Annotated in this window: 12 protein-coding genes; all 12 read left to right on the plus strand. The window is 38.2% G+C overall.

Annotated features, from left to right (window positions below; all coding sequences use genetic code 11):
• The first annotated feature begins 115 nt into the window (after positions 1–115).
• Entirely contained in the window at positions 116–841 is a 726-nt protein-coding gene (locus BXY58_RS06955) for an NUDIX hydrolase (protein ID WP_120213095.1), read from the plus strand.
• A gap of 13 nt (positions 842–854) precedes the next feature.
• Entirely contained in the window at positions 855–2,339 is a 1,485-nt protein-coding gene (locus tag BXY58_RS06960; RefSeq protein ID WP_120213096.1) for a xylulokinase, read from the plus strand.
• A 108-nt stretch (positions 2,340–2,447) separates the two neighbouring features.
• A complete protein-coding gene (xylA, locus tag BXY58_RS06965) occupies positions 2,448–3,776 on the plus strand; it encodes a xylose isomerase (protein ID WP_120213097.1) in 1,329 nt (442 codons plus the stop codon).
• An 83-nt stretch (positions 3,777–3,859) separates the two neighbouring features.
• Positions 3,860–6,724, plus strand: a complete 2,865-nt coding sequence (locus tag BXY58_RS06970) for a SusC/RagA family TonB-linked outer membrane protein (RefSeq protein ID WP_120213098.1) — start codon at positions 3,860–3,862, stop codon at positions 6,722–6,724.
• Positions 6,725–6,736: 12 nt separating this feature from the next.
• Positions 6,737–8,698, plus strand: coding sequence for a RagB/SusD family nutrient uptake outer membrane protein (locus tag BXY58_RS06975; RefSeq protein WP_120213099.1), 1,962 nt, complete (start codon positions 6,737–6,739; stop codon positions 8,696–8,698).
• Positions 8,699–8,785: 87 nt separating this feature from the next.
• Positions 8,786–9,964: a mannonate dehydratase gene (uxuA, locus tag BXY58_RS06980; RefSeq protein ID WP_120213100.1), complete on the plus strand. Its 1,179-nt coding sequence runs from the start codon at positions 8,786–8,788 to the stop codon at positions 9,962–9,964.
• A gap of 124 nt (positions 9,965–10,088) precedes the next feature.
• Positions 10,089–10,904 carry an SDR family oxidoreductase gene (locus tag BXY58_RS06985; protein ID WP_120213101.1) on the plus strand — a complete coding sequence of 272 codons (816 nt, stop codon included), beginning with the start codon at positions 10,089–10,091 and terminating at the stop codon, positions 10,902–10,904.
• Between the two features lie 112 nt (positions 10,905–11,016).
• A complete protein-coding gene (uxaC, locus tag BXY58_RS06990) occupies positions 11,017–12,435 on the plus strand; it encodes a glucuronate isomerase (RefSeq protein WP_120213102.1) in 1,419 nt (472 codons plus the stop codon).
• Positions 12,436–12,437: 2 nt separating this feature from the next.
• On the plus strand, positions 12,438–13,445 hold the full coding sequence (locus BXY58_RS06995; protein ID WP_120213103.1) for a PfkB family carbohydrate kinase: 1,008 nt from the start codon (positions 12,438–12,440) through the stop codon (positions 13,443–13,445).
• Entirely contained in the window at positions 13,442–14,080 is a 639-nt protein-coding gene (locus tag BXY58_RS07000; protein WP_120213104.1) for a bifunctional 4-hydroxy-2-oxoglutarate aldolase/2-dehydro-3-deoxy-phosphogluconate aldolase, read from the plus strand. The genes BXY58_RS06995 and BXY58_RS07000 overlap by 4 nt, the downstream gene beginning before the upstream one ends.
• A complete protein-coding gene (locus tag BXY58_RS07005) occupies positions 14,080–15,378 on the plus strand; it encodes an MFS transporter (RefSeq protein ID WP_120213105.1) in 1,299 nt (432 codons plus the stop codon). The genes BXY58_RS07000 and BXY58_RS07005 overlap by 1 nt, the downstream gene beginning before the upstream one ends.
• A 4-nt stretch (positions 15,379–15,382) precedes the next feature.
• The gene (locus BXY58_RS07010; RefSeq protein WP_120213106.1) at positions 15,383–17,848 is read left to right on the plus strand and encodes a glycoside hydrolase family 95 protein; all 2,466 of its coding nucleotides are present in this window, start codon (positions 15,383–15,385) and stop codon (positions 17,846–17,848) included.
• Positions 17,849–18,074: the final 226 nt, after the last annotated feature.

An 18,074-nucleotide genomic window follows, 5' to 3' on the forward strand; every position in this document is an offset into this window, starting at 1 on the left:
TTATCATATTTTACCGATATGTAATTAGTTGGTATTAAGCGGATAATGGGAAAAATATTTTTTTTTCTCAATTCTATTTTTATATTTGTGATGTTACGTAAATGTTAACGCGCTAATGGGTTCAACTTTTATTCATACTTACGTCTCTGTAGATTGTGTTGTTTTTGGTTTCGATCACGAGAATCGTTTGAACATTTTATTAGTTCAAAGATTTCTGGATGCATTGCCTGCTGAGAAACAAAAAAAGCTGCCTGGTAGCTTAATATTGAGTGATGAAGATGTAGATGATGCGGCACAAAGAGTTTTGCACGAATTAACTGGAATTAAAAAAATGGTTCTGAAGCAGTTCAAATGCTTTGCAGATCCTTTACGGGCTAGCAATACGGACGATATCCAATGGATGGACAAAGAGTACAAGCACAATATTGACAGAATCATCACCGTAGCGTACTTATCACTTTGTAAAATAGATCATAAGATCAACAGTTCAAAATACGATACGGTTGACTGGTGTCCAATAGATAAAGTACCGTCATTGCCATTTGATCACAATCAGATTATCGAAGAATCTTTTGTAGAAATCAAGAGATGGATAGAGTATGATTTCTCAATAATATTTGAGCTTTTACCAAAGAAATTTACAATCAGACAATTATATCAGCTTTATAATGCTTTGAGCGAAAAGCAGATTGATATAAAAAACTTTCATAAAAAAATATCTTCATTCAATTACATTATTCCATTGAACGAAATTGAAAAAGGAGTTTCGCACCGTGCAGCCAGATATTATAAGTTTGATGCTAAAGTTTATAAAAAAAATAATAACAAATTAATTAAATAAGCCCTCAATAATAATGTATTTGCTTGGATATGATATAGGTAGCTCGTCTGTGAAAGTTTGTCTGATGGAGGCTTCCAGCGGAAAAATTATTGCTTCCGATTTTTCACCAAAAAAGGAGATGAAGATTACAGCTATCCAGCCGGGATGGGCAGAACAAAATCCTTCTGACTGGTGGACAAATCTGAAATTGGCGCACGAAGCAGTAATGCACCACGCCGGTATTGATCCGGAAGATATCAAAGCCATCGGGATAACTTGGCAAATGCACGGATTGATATTGGTGGATAAAGATCAAAATCTTCTTCGTCCGTCGATCATTTGGTGTGATAGCAGAGCTGTACCTTATGGTGAGAAAGCATTCAAAGCTATTGGTGAAGAGAAGTGTTTGTCACATCTTCTCAATTCGCCGGGAAATTTTACAGCATCTAAGCTAGCCTGGGTAAAGGAGAATGAACCAGAGCTTTTTGATAAAATTGATAAAATCATGCTGCCTGGAGATTACATTGTAATGAAACTTTCAGGCGAAATAGGAATTACTGTAGAAGGTCTGTCAGAAGGGATTTTCTGGGATTTTAAAAACAATTGCATCTCAGAAGATGTTATCAACTATTATGGTATTCCGAAAAGTTTTTTCCCGGATATTGTACCAACTTTCGGGATTCAGGCAACAGTTTCTGCAGCTGCAGCACAGGAACTGGGACTGAAAGAAGGGACACCAATATCATACAGAGCAGGTGACCAGCCAAATAATGCCTTGTCTCTGAATGTTTTTAATCCGGGAGAGATTGCTTCCACAGCAGGAACTTCGGGAGTGGTTTATGGAGTTTTGGATAAGCTGGATTATGATAAATTTTCCAGAGTCAACACTTTTGCCCACGTGAACTATACCGAAGAATTGACAAGATTAGGAGTCTTGCTATGCATCAATGGAACGGGAATTCTGAACTCTTGGCTAAAGCACAACTTTGCAACATCGCTCGCATCTTATGGTGATATGAATGATATGGCATCGCTCTCACCGATTGGATCAAAAGGGCTGAGCATTATTCCTTTCGGAAATGGGGCAGAGAGGGTTTTGGAGAATAAGGACACAAGTTGCTGTATCCACGGTATCAACTTTAACATCCATTCGAAAGGTGATATTTTGCGCGCAGCACAGGAAGGAATCGTATTTTCCTATGAGTATGGAATGGATATTATGAGGAATATCGGGATGGATATCAATGTAATCCGCGCAGGAAATGCCAATATGTTCCTAAGCTCGATTTTCCGCCAGTCATTGGCGAGTGTAAGCAATGCAACAATTGAACTGTTTGATACAGACGGAGCAGTTGGTGCCGCAAGAGCCGCAGGAATGGGAATCGGTTTTTATGCAGATTCCAAAGAAGCATTTTCTTCGTTAGAAAAAATCACTGTTATAGAACCGGAACACGAGAAAAGAGAACAATATCTAGAAGCCTATGCAAGATGGAAGAATCATCTTAACAAAATAATTTAATTCCCACAAAAAGAAAACTTAGCAATTAACTTATTGATGTTAAAAATCAATGAGGAAGGGAGATTTTATGTCAAAATTGAGAATAATTAAAAAATAAATATAAAAAGAATGAACACTTTAACAGGTACAAAAGAGTTTTTTACAGGTATCGACAAAATCCAATTTGAAGGAAAAGAAAGCAGAAATCCATTGGCATTCCGCTATTATGATGCAGACAGAGTAGTGATGGGAAAACCTATGAAGGACTGGACACGTTTTGCAATGGCTTGGTGGCATACGCTATGTGCAAACGGTAGCGATCCATTCGGGGGACCAACGATCCATCATCCTTGGGATATGGGAACTGATGCTGTGAGCAGGGCAATGCACAAGATGGATGCAGGTTTCGAATTTATGCAGAAAATGGGTTTCAATTTTTATTGCTTCCACGACATTGATCTTGTAGATCCTGCTGATAATTGGAGAGATTATGAAAAAAATCTTCAGGTTGTTGTAGATTATGCCAAGCAAAAACAGCAGGAAACCGGAATCAAATTACTTTGGGGAACAGCCAACGTTTTCACTCACGAGAGATATATGAATGGAGCATCTACCAATCCAAACTTTGATGTGGTAGCTTGCGCAGGTACTCAGGTTAAGAATTCTATCGATGCAACCATTGCGCTTGGTGGAGAAAATTATGTTTTCTGGGGTGGAAGAGAAGGCTATATGAGTCTTCTGAATACCGATATGAAACGTGAAAAAGACCATCTTGCACAATTCCTTACGATGTCCAGAGACTATGCAAGAAAGCAAGGATTTACAGGAACATTTTTGATTGAACCTAAACCAATGGAACCTACAAAACATCAGTATGACTATGATGCAGAAACGGTAATTGGATTCCTGAGACATTACGGTCTTGATAAAGATTTCAAACTGAATCTTGAAGTCAATCACGCTACTTTGGCCGGACATACTTTTGAACACGAACTTCAGGCAGCTGTAGATGCAGGAATGTTGGGAAGTATTGATGCGAACAGGGGCGATTATCAGAATGGCTGGGATACAGATCAGTTTCCGGTGGACTACTATGAGATGATTCAGGCCTGGCTGGTACTTCTTCCGGCTGGTGGCTTAGGAACAGGAGGAGTCAACTTTGATGCGAAAATCCGTCGTAACTCTACAGATGCGGAAGACCTTTTCATCGCACATGTTTCGGGCATGGATGCTTTTGCAAAAGGATTATTGGTAGCTGCAGATATTCTTGAAAATTCTGATTACAACAAACTGAGAAACGAGAGATATTCATCATTTGACAATGGTAATGGGAAAGCATTTGAAGAAGGCAAACTAACATTAGAAGACCTTCAGAAGATTGCTCACGAGTCAGGAGAACCAATGCCGAAAAGCGGTAAACAGGAACTTTTCGAAGCTATTGTGAATATGTATATCTAAAAAATGCATAAAGAGAGTTACGTCAATCTCAATAACGGGAACCGACAACTTTCTTATCAAAACTAACTTTAAAAATAATAATTATGAATCTATTTCATTTAAGTAAAACCAATAGAGCCGCATTGTTTTTCGCAATGACTCTATTACCAACAGGTCTTGTCTATGCGCAGAGCAAACGGGACACTGTACAAAAGGAGAAGCAGATTGAGGAGGTTGTTGTTATTGGATATGGAACTCAGAAGAAAGAGGCAGTGACTGGGTCAGTTGCATCTCTAAGTGGAAATGCTTTGAAAGAAGTACCATCAGCAAACGTCACTGATGCATTGCAAGGTCGAGTAGCTGGTTTAGATATTGGTAGAACTTCAACAAAGCCGGGTGCAGTGCAGCAGATAAGAATCAGAGGAGAACGTTCTCTCACAGGATCCAATGATCCGCTGATTGTTTTGGATGGTATTCCGTTTATAGGTAGTTTGGGCGATATTAGTCCATCAGATATAAAAAGTTTGGATGTTTTGAAGGATGCTTCAGCAACTGCAATTTATGGCTCAAGAGGTGCTAATGGTGTAATTATAATCACTACAAATAGAGGAGGAAAAGGACAAAAAGCAAAATTTAGCTATAATGGATATACTGGATACCAGACAATATTTTCAAAATATCCGATGATGGATGGGCCGAAGTTCGCAAAGTTGAGAGCGGATGCTAATCTTTTCACAAATGGTCCAGATGAAGCTAATGATGTTAATACAGATTGGCAAGACCTATATTATGGCGTAGGACTTATGATGAATCACGATATAGGAGTTACAGGCGGTACAGAAAAAGGTGGTTATAATTTTGGAGTAGCATATTTCCAGCAAAATGGTGTTGTGCCTTTACAAAGTTATAAGAGACTTTCTATCCGTGGAGCTTTGGATCAAGAAGTCAATTCTTGGCTTAAAGTAGGTTTTTCAACTAATTCAAATTTTTCGATTAATGATTTTAATGGAGTTAGTGGAGCTCCAGTCTTAGGTTACTCGCCATTGGGAAAACCTTATCTCGAAGATGGTTCGCCAAGATTAAGAACAACATTTGCAAACTTAGATCAGACAGCTATCCAAACAAGAACAATATTACAAAGTCTGGGAGATGCTTACGCAGACCGTACAAATGCATTTAGTTCATATAATAATCTATACAGTGAAATTAAATTTCCTGTTGATGGACTTAAGTATAGGCTAAATGTTGGTTTGACTTACAGAAATTCTAATAGTGGTTACTATTTAGGAACTGGAGCATTAAACTTCCAACCTGCTACGCTATCTTCTGCTAGTATAGGTAATTCCTTAACTACACAGTGGGTTTTGGAAAATTTAATAACTTATGATAAGACATTTGGAAAACATAAAATCAATGCGGTAGCGCTTTATTCTGCTGAGCAGACGAGGTTCAATAGTTCTTCAATAGGAGCTCGAGACGTACCTATTGATGCTTTTCAGTACTTCAATCTCGGTCAGGCGCAGGGTGAAATAACAATTAATCCTGCCAATCAAGGATATTGGAGAAGAGGTTTAATGTCATTGATGGGAAGAGCAATGTATCAGTATGATAACCGATATATGCTAACGGCAACAGTTCGGTCCGACGGCTCATCTGTTCTGGCCAAAGGCTATCAATGGCATACATATCCAGCAGTTTCCATAGGTTGGAATGTTGCAAACGAAAGCTTCCTTAGAGATTCCAGATATATTAATATGCTAAAATTGAGAGCTGGTTTCGGACAAACATCTAATCAGGCTGTAGATCCATATATGACCTTTGGGAGTCTAAGTACAACACCATATAATTTCGGGAGTAATTATGCTGTAGGAAATTTTGTAAACAGAGCACCAAACTATTCTTTGGGTTGGGAATATTCAAAAACTTGGAATTATGGTTTAGACTTTTCAATACTTAACAAGCGTATTTCCGGAACTATAGAATATTATGTGACCAATACGGAAAAGTTATTATTAGATAAAGTATTACCTCAATCTAGTGGATTAGGTGTAGTCTTACAAAATGTTGGTGCTTCTCAAAACAAAGGTCTGGAAATATCCCTCAATGGTGTTATTATTGATAATCCAGAAGGCTTCAGTTGGGAAGTAGGCGGAAACTTGGCGGCCAACAGAAACAAGATTACTGCTTTAGCATCCGGTCAGGACAGAAATGTTGGAAATCTTTGGTTTGTTGGTTATAACATCAACGCCATTTATGATTATCAAAATATTGGTTTATGGCAGCAGGGCGACCCTTATTTAAATATTCTTGAACCTCAATCAGGAGCAGCACCAGGTATGATAAAAGTTCTTTACACAGGGGCATACAATGCTGATGGGACGCCTACAAGAGCAATTAATGAATCTGATAGACAAATTATTAATACAAATCCTGATTTTGTAGGTGGCTTTAATACCCGTTTAGCTTATAAAAATTTAGATTTAAGTATCGTTGGAGCTTTTCAAAGTGGAGGAGTACTCGTAAGTACAATTTATGGATCAGCCGGATATCTTAATAGACTTACAGGACGTGCAAATAACGTAGACGTTGACTATTGGACGGCAGAAAATCCAAATGTGAGATATCCAAAGCCTGGTGGATTGCTAAGTGGAGACAATCCTAAATATGCGTCGACATTAGCATTGTTTGATGGCTCTTTTGTAAAAATAAGAACTATAACTTTGGGCTATAATTTTAATAAAACGATTTTAGATGATTTAGGAGTTAGCAATCTTAGATTATATGTTACGCTTCAGAATCCATTTGTTTTTGCATCACCGTATTATAGACATTCTGGAATGGATCCAGAACCAAATTCAAGAGGGGACGAAAATCAAGCTGTAAATTCCTACAAGAGAAATCAGTTGGTTATCGGTACTAATAACCCATCTACTAGAAACTACCTTTTAGGTCTTAACTTAACCTTTTAAAAGTCAGATATTATGATTAATTTAAATAAAAAAATTATTGCTGTTTTATTTTTGGCATCTTTAGTTTTTAATACTGCATGTAATGAGATACTAGACGAACAGCCTAGAGGTATTTATACTCCGGAAGATTTTACCACTGAAAGAGGTATATCACAAGGCGTTACATCTTTGTATAGACAATTAAGATTACTATATGGAAATGGTTATTGGCTAAATGCCAATATGACAGGTACGGACGAGGCCACTTGGGGTCAAAGTGCTGATGGTAATTTTAAAGATTTGGATATGACAGGAGGAACGGGGAGTATAAACTCTAACACATTCCCGACAAGTATGGTATGGGGTGCTGTTTTTCCATCAATCAACACCGCAAATGGGATTATTCAAAATGGCTCTGCAGCGGGTATTTCTGAATCTCTTATTTCAGAAGCAAGATTCTTTAGATCATTTTATTATTTTCTTTTAGTTCAAACATATGGTGGAGTACCATTAGATCTTGGCTCAGGAGAATTGGCATTCAATATTAACCCAAAAACGACATCAACCAGAAATACCGTTACCGAGGTTTATACAAAAGCTATTTTTCCAGATTTATTAACTGCGATTACAAATCTTCCTACGAATCCAAGAGTACAGGGAGGTATTACTAAAAATGTAGCTAGATTGACATTAGCAAAAGCTTATCTCACATATGGTTGGTGGCTTCAGAATCCAAATAATATTCCAACTTATCCTGAAACACCAAGAACAGACCCGGATGGGCACAATCCACAATGGTATTTCCAGAAAGCTTATGATATTGCTTTGGAAGGTATTAATAATCCTGGACCATACGCTTTACAACCTACTTATTATGATGTTAATTTAGGTTCGAAAGACCGTAATAATGAAACGATGTTATACGCTGATCATACAGAAACAAGTGCTTACTTTAATGAAGGGGTGATTCAGGCAAGTTATGGTGACGGATGGTCTCCAAATAATTTTGCCTCTTGGATGATGACTTGGAATTATACTAACCTTAAAAGTAGTACAAGTAATACCTCTTGGACAGCCGCAAGCTCTGTGCAAAGAGCAGCTTTTCAACCATTGGGAAGACCTTGGGTAAGGATGGCTCCTCCAATCGGAGTTATTAAAAATACTTTTGCAGATAAAATAAATGACTCAAGATACGATGGAACTTTCACCACAGTATATCGAGGAAATTGGAACAAAGAAGGTACAGGATTAACAACTGTGGGTACATTATACAATGCCAATAACCTTCCTATAAAACCTAACGATCCCGTGCTTACATTTTTAAACGATGATTCGCAAATTCCAAGCTATACATCTGGTGCTGGGCAAAGTGGCGTAGGTGCTGGTAGCCTACCAGGAAGATCGGATTGGGTCATTTCACCTAATGGAATTAGCAGAATTGTTTATCCTGGCTTATGGAAAATAGGTCCCTATAGAACAGATAATGGGAATGGTTTGGGATACCCAAATCCTAGCCATACTAGACCTTTCTATGCACTTAAGTTTTCAGAATTCTATTTTGTTGCAGCAGAAGCTGCAGTAAAAGGTGCAAGCGGAAGTAGCTCTGCTCGGGATTTAATAAATGTAATACGTGCAAGAGCTGGAAAATGGCGCTGGGATAATAATGGTAACGTTGAGAAGATACAAGATAATAGTGCAGCGATGATTGCAGCTACACCTTCTACGATTACCATAGATTATATCTTAGCAGAACGCTCCCGAGAGTACTATGGAGAAGGTTATAGATGGTATGATTTAGTAAGAACTCAGAAGTGGACAGAGTATTCGGCTACTTATTCAATATGTGGAGATGCCTATGGCAATCATACACCACAAACCGTTATGCGTAATATTCAACCTTTCCATTATTTACGACCAATACCACAAGGACAACTAGATAATATGGAAGTCTCGCCTGAAGAAAAAGCAAAATATCAGAATCCGGGATATAATTAATTATAATTTTCACATTCATATCAATCATAAGCAAAGTAGGTGTTATGCTGCACCTGCTTTGTTTAATGAAATAAATTTACAAGTATTATGGAAAAAACATGGCGTTGGTTTGGGAAGAACGATAAAATTACATTACAAACACTTCGACAGATTGGTGTGGAAGGTATTGTTTCTGCGCTGCACGATATTCCTAACGGAGAAATCTGGAGCTTAGAGGCTATTAACGATTACAAAAATTATATAGAAAGTCACGGTCTTCGCTGGTCTGTTGTGGAGAGTCTTCCGGTAAGCGAAGCAATCAAATACGGAGGTGCAGACCGTGATTTTTTGATAGAAAATTATATCAAAAGTCTCGAAAACTTAGGAAAAGCAGGCGTAACTACCGTTTGTTACAACTTTATGCCGGTTTTAGATTGGGCAAGAACAGATCTTTTCCACGAATGGGAAGACGGTTCGTCGTCATTGTATTTTGATAAAGCAAGATTTGCCTATTTTGAAATTCATATTCTGAAAAGAGAAGGTGCAGAAAATGATTATACTCCTGAGATTCTACAAAAAGTTGAAGAATTAAAAAATACACTCACAGAGAAAGATAACAATGATTTGATAGATTCAGTTATTGTAAAAACACAGGGATTCGTTAATGGGAATATTAAAGAAGGCGATTTGAATCCGGTAGAAAAGTTCAATAATTTATTGGCTTTGTATGACGGAATTGATAAAAATCAACTTCGTGAAAATTTAAAATATTTCCTCGAAAAAATAATGCCGGTTTGCGAAGAATGGAACATTCAAATGTGTGTGCATCCAGATGACCCGCCGTTTGCTTTGCTCGGTTTACCCAGAATCGTAACCAATGAAGAAGATATCGATTGGTTCCTGAATGCAGTGGATAATCCCCACAATGGATTGACTTTCTGCGCAGGTTCTTTGAGTGCCAATCTTCAGAATGACGTTCCGAAGCTGGCTCAGAAATTTGCCCACAGAACAAAGTTTGTTCATTTAAGAAGCACCAATGTTTTTGAAAACGGAGACTTCATTGAAGCCCATCATTTAGTGGGAAGAGGAAAATTAATCGAAGTGATCCGCGTATTCGAAAAAGAAAATCCGGATTTGCCAATGAGGATCGACCACGGAAGATTATTATCGGAAGATATTGATAAAGGTTATAATCCAGGCTATTCTTTCTTAGGAAGAATGTTGGCTTTAGGACAGATTGAAGGGGTAATGGCAACAGTACAAAACGAAATGTCCAAAAAACTTTAAAAAACCCGAAGGGTTTAATATAAATAGCCGTAGGTAAAACCTATGGAAAAAATGAAAGACAATTTTCAACGAACCCGAAGGGTTCAATATCATTTATCAACCATCAATTATCATCAATATCATAATGAACGAAATATTCAGCATAAAAGATAAAGTTGCAGTTATTACAGGAGCTTCCGGCGTTTTGGGAGGAAGCCTTGCCAAAAGTTTTATCGAAGCCGGAGCAAGAGTAGTGGCTTTGGGAAGAAATCAGGAAACACTTGATTCTCGTGTAAAGGAACTTACAGATTCGGGTGGTGATGCATTTGCCGTTGAAGCTAATGTAATGAACATCGAAAGCCTCGAAAATGCATCAAAGAAAATCATAGAAAAGTATCGTAAAATAGACATTTTGCTGAATATTGCCGGAGGAAACATTCCTTCAGCAACATTGTCTCCAGAGCAGTCATTTTTCGATATGAATATTGCAGGATGGGATGAGGTAACCGATCTTAACATAAACGGAACGGTTTATCCAAGCTATGTTTTTGGAAAAGTGATGGCGGAACAGGGCAGCGGAAGTATTGTCAATATTTCCTCAATGGCAGCTTATTCGGCAATTACAAGAGTGGCAGGTTATTCGGCGGCGAAATCAGCAATCACCAATTTTACACAATGGCTGGCTTCTGATTTGGCTCTAAAATTCGGAGATAAAATCCGTGTCAATGCCGTTGCTCCTGGATTTTTCATAGGAGATCAGAACCGTGCCATTTTACTGAATCCTGATGGATCTTTAACAGACAGAAGCAAAAAAGTAATGGCCAAGACACCAATGCAAAGATTCGGAGAGGTGGAAGAACTCAATGGAACAGTACAGTTTCTCTGTTCGGATGCCGCAAGTTTCATTACTGGTGCTTTAATCCCTGTAGATGGTGGTTTCAGTGCTTTCAGCGGGGTTTAAAATTGAATATTATTTTCTTTATATACTGAGCAAGGCCTTAATGATTTTCTCATAATTAAGGTCTTGTTTTTAAAGATTTTTCACAAAAGTCAAAATCAATTTAAATTTAAAAATGACTCATTTCACAAGCAAAATAGAAGTTTTCGGAGAATCATTTTTGCTGGAATCGGCAAAGGCGGAGAATCTCTATTTTGGCTATGCGAAAGAGATGCCGATTATCGATTATCACAACCATCTGGAGCCTCAGGTCATTTCAGATAATCAGAATTTCCGTTCTCCGACAGCGATTTGGCTGGATGGCGACCATTATAAGTGGCGTGCGATGCGAAATTTCGGAATTGATGAGCGATTCATTTCCGGACAGGCAACCCACGAGGAAAAATTCCAAAAATGGGCAGAAACGGTTCCTTACACGCTTCGGAATCCCTTGTTTCACTGGACACATCTGGAGCTCAAAAATTCTTTCTGGATTAAGGAATATTTGTCTGGCAAAAATGCGGCCGAAATTTACAGCTCGATGCAGGATACTTTACAGCAACCCGGATTTACACCACAGAATCTGCTCAAAAATTATAAAGTGGAAGCTCTTTGTACAACAGATGACCCGGCTGACAATCTGGATTATCATAAAGGATTAAAAGCAAGTAACTTTACTACAACGGTTTTACCAAGCTTTCGTCCGGATATTTACATCAACATTATTGATTCCGAATCTTATATTCTCAATATTAAAAAACTTGAAAAAGCTTCAGGAATCAATATTAATTCAGTTTCAGATTTACTAAACGCGCTTGAATCCCGAATCAATTACTTTGATGAGATTGGCGCAAAAGTTTCGGACCACGGCTTCGAATATTTTCCGGACACGACCCGGTGGAATTCGGATTTAGAAAAAGAATTTTCAGAATTTCTAAAAGGTAACCAACTTACATTTTCCAATCCGGATGCGCTTTGCGGATTTCTTTTGAAAGAGCTCTGTAAAATGTATTCTGATAAAGGCTGGGTTCAGCAGTTTCACGTTGGAGCAACCAGAAATAACAATTCCCTGATGCTGAAAAATATCGGAGCAAATACAGGTTTTGATGCAATTGGAGAACAATATTTTGCACAAAGAATGAGCATTCTTTTTGACGAGCTCAATTCCGAAGGTAAGCTTGCAAAAACAATTATTTATAATCTGAATCCGGTTTATAATGAAGTTCTGGCATCTCTTGCAGGCAATTTCAACGAATCAGGAATCAAGTCGAAAGTACAGTTCGGCGCCGCCTGGTGGTTTCTGGACCAGCTGGATGGGATGCAGAAGCAGATGAACACGCTTTCCAATATTGGACTGATAAGCACATTTGTCGGAATGCTGACCGATTCCAGAAGTTTTTTGTCATTCTCGAGACACGAATATTTCAGACGATTGCTTTGTAATATGTTCGGAAACGAGATGGAAAAAGGTCTTATTCCCGATGACGAAAAATGGGTTGGAAAAATCATTCAGGATATCTGTTATTATAACGCGAAAAACTATTTCAATTTTTAAGAATGGCTCAGGAAACTTCAAATAAAATTTTATGTTTCGGCGAATTGCTTTTGCATTTTGCTCCGGATTCTGAAGGAACTTGGCTGAAAAATCAAGCTCTCAAAATTTACGTTGGCGGAGCTGAGTATAATGTTGCTTCTGCACTTTCGAGATGGGGAAATCAGGTTTCTTTATATTCTGCATTGCCGGAAAATTATCTCGGCAATCAGTTGGAATTAAAATTAAATGATGAAAAAATAAAAGTTCTTGCAGAGAAGTCAAATGGCAGGATGGGAACTTTTTACCTTCCTTTTGATGGCGATATGCAGAATGCGAAAGTCATTTACGACCGTTTCCCGTCAGTTTTCACAGAATCGGATTTTTCAGGTTTTTCTGATGACGAAGTCTTTAAGGATGTAACCTGGCTTCATATCAGTACAATTACGCCTGCTTTGAGCGAGAACGCTTTCCGGAAATGTCTTGATTTGATGAAGAAAGCCAATGCCCGAAATATCAAAGTTTCTCTGGATTTGAATTACCGTGCATCGCTTTGGCAGCATCAGAATCCTTACGATAAAATCTCTCAATTAATGCCATTTGTTAAGGTTTTAATGGGAAATATCTGGTCGATTCAGGAATTCTTAAATATCCCAATCGAATACGAATTGAATGGAAATTTTAATGATGAGAACCTTCTAAAACAAGCTGAAAAATCAGCTTCAGAAATTCAGAAACAATATCCTAATGTAGAATTGATTGTCAACACATTCCGATTCACAAAAGGTGATGAGGTCAATTATTTTGCGACTATATATTCTGAAGATAAATTATTCATTTCAGAGCAATATTGTTCGGATAAGATTTTGGAAAGAGTCGGCAGCGGCGATTCCTTTATGGCAGCTTTGATTCACGGAAGCATAAAAGGAAATTCAATCCAAAAAATCCTGGATGATGCTGTAAAAGTGGCTTTCAAAAAACTTTTTGTACAAGGCGATACCATCAACGAAACGATTAATATCGAAAATTTATGAGTTTAAAAATCATACAAAAAATAAAAGACCAGAAAATTGTTCCGTTGTTCTACAACGAATCTTTTGAGGTTTCAAAAAGTACTATAAAAGCGCTTTATGACGGTGGAATCCGAATCATAGAATATACTAACCGTGGCGATCAGGCATTGGAAAATTTTACCAGGCTTAAAGAAATTTCTTCTACAGAATTTCCCGGACTTTTATTAGGAATCGGAACTGTTAAAAATACCGAAGAAATGGACGATTATGCCAATGCAAAAGCTGATTTCATTATTACACCGGTTATTAGCAGGAAGCTTATCAAACATTCGGTAAAGAAAGATGTGCTGCTGATTCCGGGCTGTTTTACGCCGTCTGATGTTAATTTAGCTTTTCAGAGCGAACTTAATTTAGTTAAAATATTTCCGGCTGATGCGTTAGGTAAAAATTATATTAAATCCATCCAACCCGTTTTTCCGGGAATGAATTTTATGCCAACCGGCGGAGTAAATGCTAATGTTGAAGATATCAAAGAATGGCTCAAAGGCGGAGCAATGGGCGTTGGATTGGGCAGTTCCTTGGTAAAATCAGATTTAAACGAAGAACAACTTACCGAAAAGGTGAAAAATTTATTACAACAACTTAATCAAAACTAATGCTGGCTCCTAAAAACCGAAATATCAGATGGTTTATGCTGTCTCTGGTCTTTCTCGCAACGACCATCAATTATCTCGACCGTCAGGTAATGGGCTTGCTAAAACCTGTTCTGGAAAAGGAATTCAGCTGGGACGAGAAGGATTACAGCTACATTGTGATGGCTTTTACGACGACTTATGCTGTCGGTTATCTCGCAATGGGAAGATTCATAGATAGAGTAGGAACTAAAATTGGTTATGCAGTTTCTTTGATAGTCTGGAGTTTAGCGTCTATCGGGCACGGTTTTGTGAAAAGTACAGTCGGATTTTTAATTGCGAGAAGTACTTTGGGAATTAGTGAAGCGGGAAATTTTCCGGCAGCCATAAAATCTGTCGCCGAATGGTTTCCGAAAAAAGAAAGAGCCTTAGCAACCGGAATTTTCAATTCGGGTGCAACAGTTGGAGCCATTTTAGCACCGCTTCTTGTTCCTTTTATTTTAGGGCATTATGGCTGGAGAGAAACTTTTGTCTGGATTGGCGCATTGGGTTTATTATGGATTGTTTTGTGGTGGAGATTTTACAATATTCCGGAAAAAACTAAAAATCTAAGTCAGGAAGAACTTCAATACATCAAAAGTGATCAGGCTGGACAAACGGAAGAACAGTCCAAAGTTCCGCTTTCGGAATTATTAAAATATAAAGTAACCTGGGCTTTTGCCATCGGAAAAATCCTTACCGACCCGATTTGGTATTTCTTTATGTTCTGGCTTCCGGCTTATTTCGCAGACGTTTTTAAAATGGATTTGACGAAACCTTCATTACCATTGATTTTAATCTATGGAGGAACAACAATAGGCAGTATTGGCGGCGGTTATTTGTCTTCTGCTTTAATCAAGAAGGGCTGGGAAATCAGCAGAGCCCGGAATTTTACAATGCTATTGTTTGCATTGCTGGTAGTTCCGGTGATATTTTCAAAATACCTGGATAATATGTGGATGATAACGGTTGTAATTGCATTTGCAACAGCTGCACATCAAGGTTGGGGAGCGAATCTGATGACAAGCGTGGGCGACAAGCTTCCCAATAATTATGTGAGTTCGGTCATTGGTTTTGGCGGAATGCTGGGGTCAGCTGCCGGAATTCTTTTTCCTCTTTTCATCGGAATTATTTTGGATACATTCAAAAAAGCGGGAAATATCAATGGTGGTTACAATATCATATTTTTCATAGCTGGTGTTTCTTACATTGCAGCTTGGGGAATTATTTGGTTGATTAATAGAAATACGACCGTCAATTCTGTCTCAGAAAAGAAAATTTAAAAAAATGAACTTCAAGTTTTCCATATTAACCTTCTGTCTTTTCCTAAGCGGATTTTCCTTTGCTCAAAAAGGAGGAAAGAACAAGCTTTGGTACGACAAACCCGCCAAACAGTGGGTAGAAGCGTTACCGGTTGGAAACGGAAGATTAGCATCGATGGTTTTTGGCGGCCCTTCTCAGGAAAAACTTCAGCTGAACGAAGCGACTTTTTGGTCAGGTGGACCTTCAAGAAACGATAATCCGGATGGACCAAAAGTGTTGGATTCTATCCGATATTATTTATTTAATGGGAATTACAAAAGAGCTCAGATTCTTGCGGATAAAGGATTGACAGCGAAAAGCCTTCACGGTTCGGCCTATCAGAATATTGGTGATTTTACGCTTGATTTTAGTAATGTTAATGATGTTAAAAATTATTACAGGGAATTAGATATTGAAAAAGCAATCACAACCACGACATTTACTTCCAACGGAATTAATTTCAAAAGGGAAGTGTTCGCTTCAATTCCTGATAATGTTATTGTAATTAAATTAAGTTCGGACAAAAAAAATGCACTGAATTTCACAGCCAATTTCAACAGCGAACTCAAAAAAACCAGCAAAGCCATTGATTCAAAAACTTTGCAAATGGACGGATTGTCTTCAACTTTAGACGGCGTTCAACGTCAGGTTAAATTCAATGCCATCGCAAAAATTATCAACAAAAGTGGCAAAACAGAAGTTTCAGAAAACGGGATTTCGGTAAGCAATGCCGATGAAGTTACAATTCTGATTTCCATTGCAACTAACTTTACAGATTACAAAACGTTAAATACAGACGAAGTTTCAAAAAGCAGAAAATACATCGAAGCATCAGAACAGAAAAGTTTCAATACGTTGCTGAAAAATCATCTGGCTTCGTATCAAGAATATTTCAAAAGAGTCGATTTCGACTTAGGAACTTCCGAAGCAGCAAAACAACCAACCGACATTCGGATTAAAAATTTCGCAACCCATTACGACCCGGAATTGATTTCGTTATATTACCAATTCGGGCGCTATCTCCTGATTTCGTCCTCACAACCAGGAGGTCAGCCAGCCAATCTCCAGGGAATCTGGAATAATTCCAACAAACCCGCCTGGGACAGCAAATATACCATCAATATCAACACGGAAATGAATTACTGGCCGGCGGAAAAAACCAACCTTTCCGAGATGCACGAACCGCTGATTCAGATGATAAAAGATTTGAGTGAATCCGGAAAAGAAACTGCGAAAGTAATGTACAACAGTCGTGGCTGGGTTGCCCATCACAATACGGATATCTGGAGAATCACAGGAGTCATAGATTTTGCCAACGCAGGAATGTGGCCGATGGGCGGAGCCTGGCTTTCCCAGCATCTTTGGGAAAAATATCTGTACACCGGCGACAAAAATTATCTTAAATCCATCTATCCGATTCTGAAATCTGCCGCTCAGTTTTACGAAGATTTTTTAATTGAAGAACCAACGCATAAATGGCTGGTCATAAGTCCTTCAATGTCTCCTGAGAATATTCCGGACGGACATCAGGGAAGTGCTTTGGCAGCAGGAAATACGATGGATAATCAGCTGATGTTTGACCTTTTTACGAAGACAAAAAAAGCGGCAGAAATTCTTAATATAGACTCAGATAAAATCCCGGTTTGGAACAATATCATTTCAAAATTACCACCGATGAAAATCGGAAGATATGGTCAATTGCAGGAATGGGCAGAAGACTGGGACAATCCGAAAGATAATCACAGGCACGTTTCGCATCTCTACGGATTGTTTCCGTCCAACCAAATCAATCCTTTTACGACACCTGAATTGTTGGATGCCTCCAAAACCGTTTTACTTCATCGTGGCGACGTTTCCACAGGCTGGAGTATGGGCTGGAAAGTCAATCTTTGGGCAAAATTATTAGACGGAAATCACGCCAACAAATTAATCAGAGACCAATTAACGCTGGTAGAAAAAGACGGCTGGGGCAGCAAAGGCGGAACTTACCCCAATCTTTTCGACGCACATCCGCCGTTTCAGATTGATGGAAATTTTGGCTGCACTTCAGGAATTACCGAAATGCTTTTGCAAACCCAAAACGGTTTCATCGATATTCTTCCCTCACTTCCCGACGAGTGGAAAAACGGAAAAATTTCAGGTCTTAAAACCTATGGCGATTTTGAAATCAGCATCATTTGGGAAAATAATAAAGTGAAGGAAATCACCATAAAATCAAATTTGGGTGGAAACTGCAGAATCAGAATTCCGAACGAAATGGAATTAAAAGGAAATGTAAAATTGAAAAAAGCAGAAGGCAATAATCCGAATCCTTTTTTTGAAACCCCTGAAATTAAGCAACCAATGATTTCCAGTGAAGCTAAATTAAATCCTATAGAAATAAAAAAATCGGTAATGTACGATTTCCCGACTGAAGCAGGAAAAACATACAAACTGAAAATGAAAAGCTGATTAATAGGAACGGGCTTTAGCCCGTTTAACAAATGAATCAAACAATTGGCTTTAGCCAAAATTTAAATGTGAATCAAAGTCCCGAGGGGACGATTTAAACGAGAATAGGATGAAATCCTATAAAATGAACCCGGAGGGTTTAATAACAATAGCCACAGGTGAAACCTGTGGGACAATGTGAAAATAAACCACGAACCCTGAAAGGGTTCAACAAAAAATTAAATAA

This window comes from Epilithonimonas arachidiradicis, assembly GCF_003610695.1.
Lineage (GTDB): Bacteria > Bacteroidota > Bacteroidia > Flavobacteriales > Weeksellaceae > Epilithonimonas > Epilithonimonas arachidiradicis.

What these genes read in the sequence shown, in the direction of transcription:
- BXY58_RS06955 (WP_120213095.1), top strand. Translation starts at nt 116, where the DNA reads ATGGGTTCAACTTTTATTCATACTTACGTCTCTGTAGATTGTGTTGTT.
- BXY58_RS06960 (WP_120213096.1), top strand. Translation starts at nt 855, where the DNA reads ATGTATTTGCTTGGATATGATATAGGTAGCTCGTCTGTGAAAGTTTGT.
- xylA (WP_120213097.1), top strand. Translation starts at nt 2,448, where the DNA reads ATGAACACTTTAACAGGTACAAAAGAGTTTTTTACAGGTATCGACAAA.
- BXY58_RS06970 (WP_120213098.1), top strand. Translation starts at nt 3,860, where the DNA reads ATGAATCTATTTCATTTAAGTAAAACCAATAGAGCCGCATTGTTTTTC.
- BXY58_RS06975 (WP_120213099.1), top strand. Translation starts at nt 6,737, where the DNA reads ATGATTAATTTAAATAAAAAAATTATTGCTGTTTTATTTTTGGCATCT.
- uxuA (WP_120213100.1), top strand. Translation starts at nt 8,786, where the DNA reads ATGGAAAAAACATGGCGTTGGTTTGGGAAGAACGATAAAATTACATTA.
- BXY58_RS06985 (WP_120213101.1), top strand. Translation starts at nt 10,089, where the DNA reads ATGAACGAAATATTCAGCATAAAAGATAAAGTTGCAGTTATTACAGGA.
- uxaC (WP_120213102.1), top strand. Translation starts at nt 11,017, where the DNA reads ATGACTCATTTCACAAGCAAAATAGAAGTTTTCGGAGAATCATTTTTG.
- BXY58_RS06995 (WP_120213103.1), top strand. Translation starts at nt 12,438, where the DNA reads ATGGCTCAGGAAACTTCAAATAAAATTTTATGTTTCGGCGAATTGCTT.
- BXY58_RS07000 (WP_120213104.1), top strand. Translation starts at nt 13,442, where the DNA reads ATGAGTTTAAAAATCATACAAAAAATAAAAGACCAGAAAATTGTTCCG.
- BXY58_RS07005 (WP_120213105.1), top strand. Translation starts at nt 14,080, where the DNA reads ATGCTGGCTCCTAAAAACCGAAATATCAGATGGTTTATGCTGTCTCTG.
- BXY58_RS07010 (WP_120213106.1), top strand. Translation starts at nt 15,383, where the DNA reads ATGAACTTCAAGTTTTCCATATTAACCTTCTGTCTTTTCCTAAGCGGA.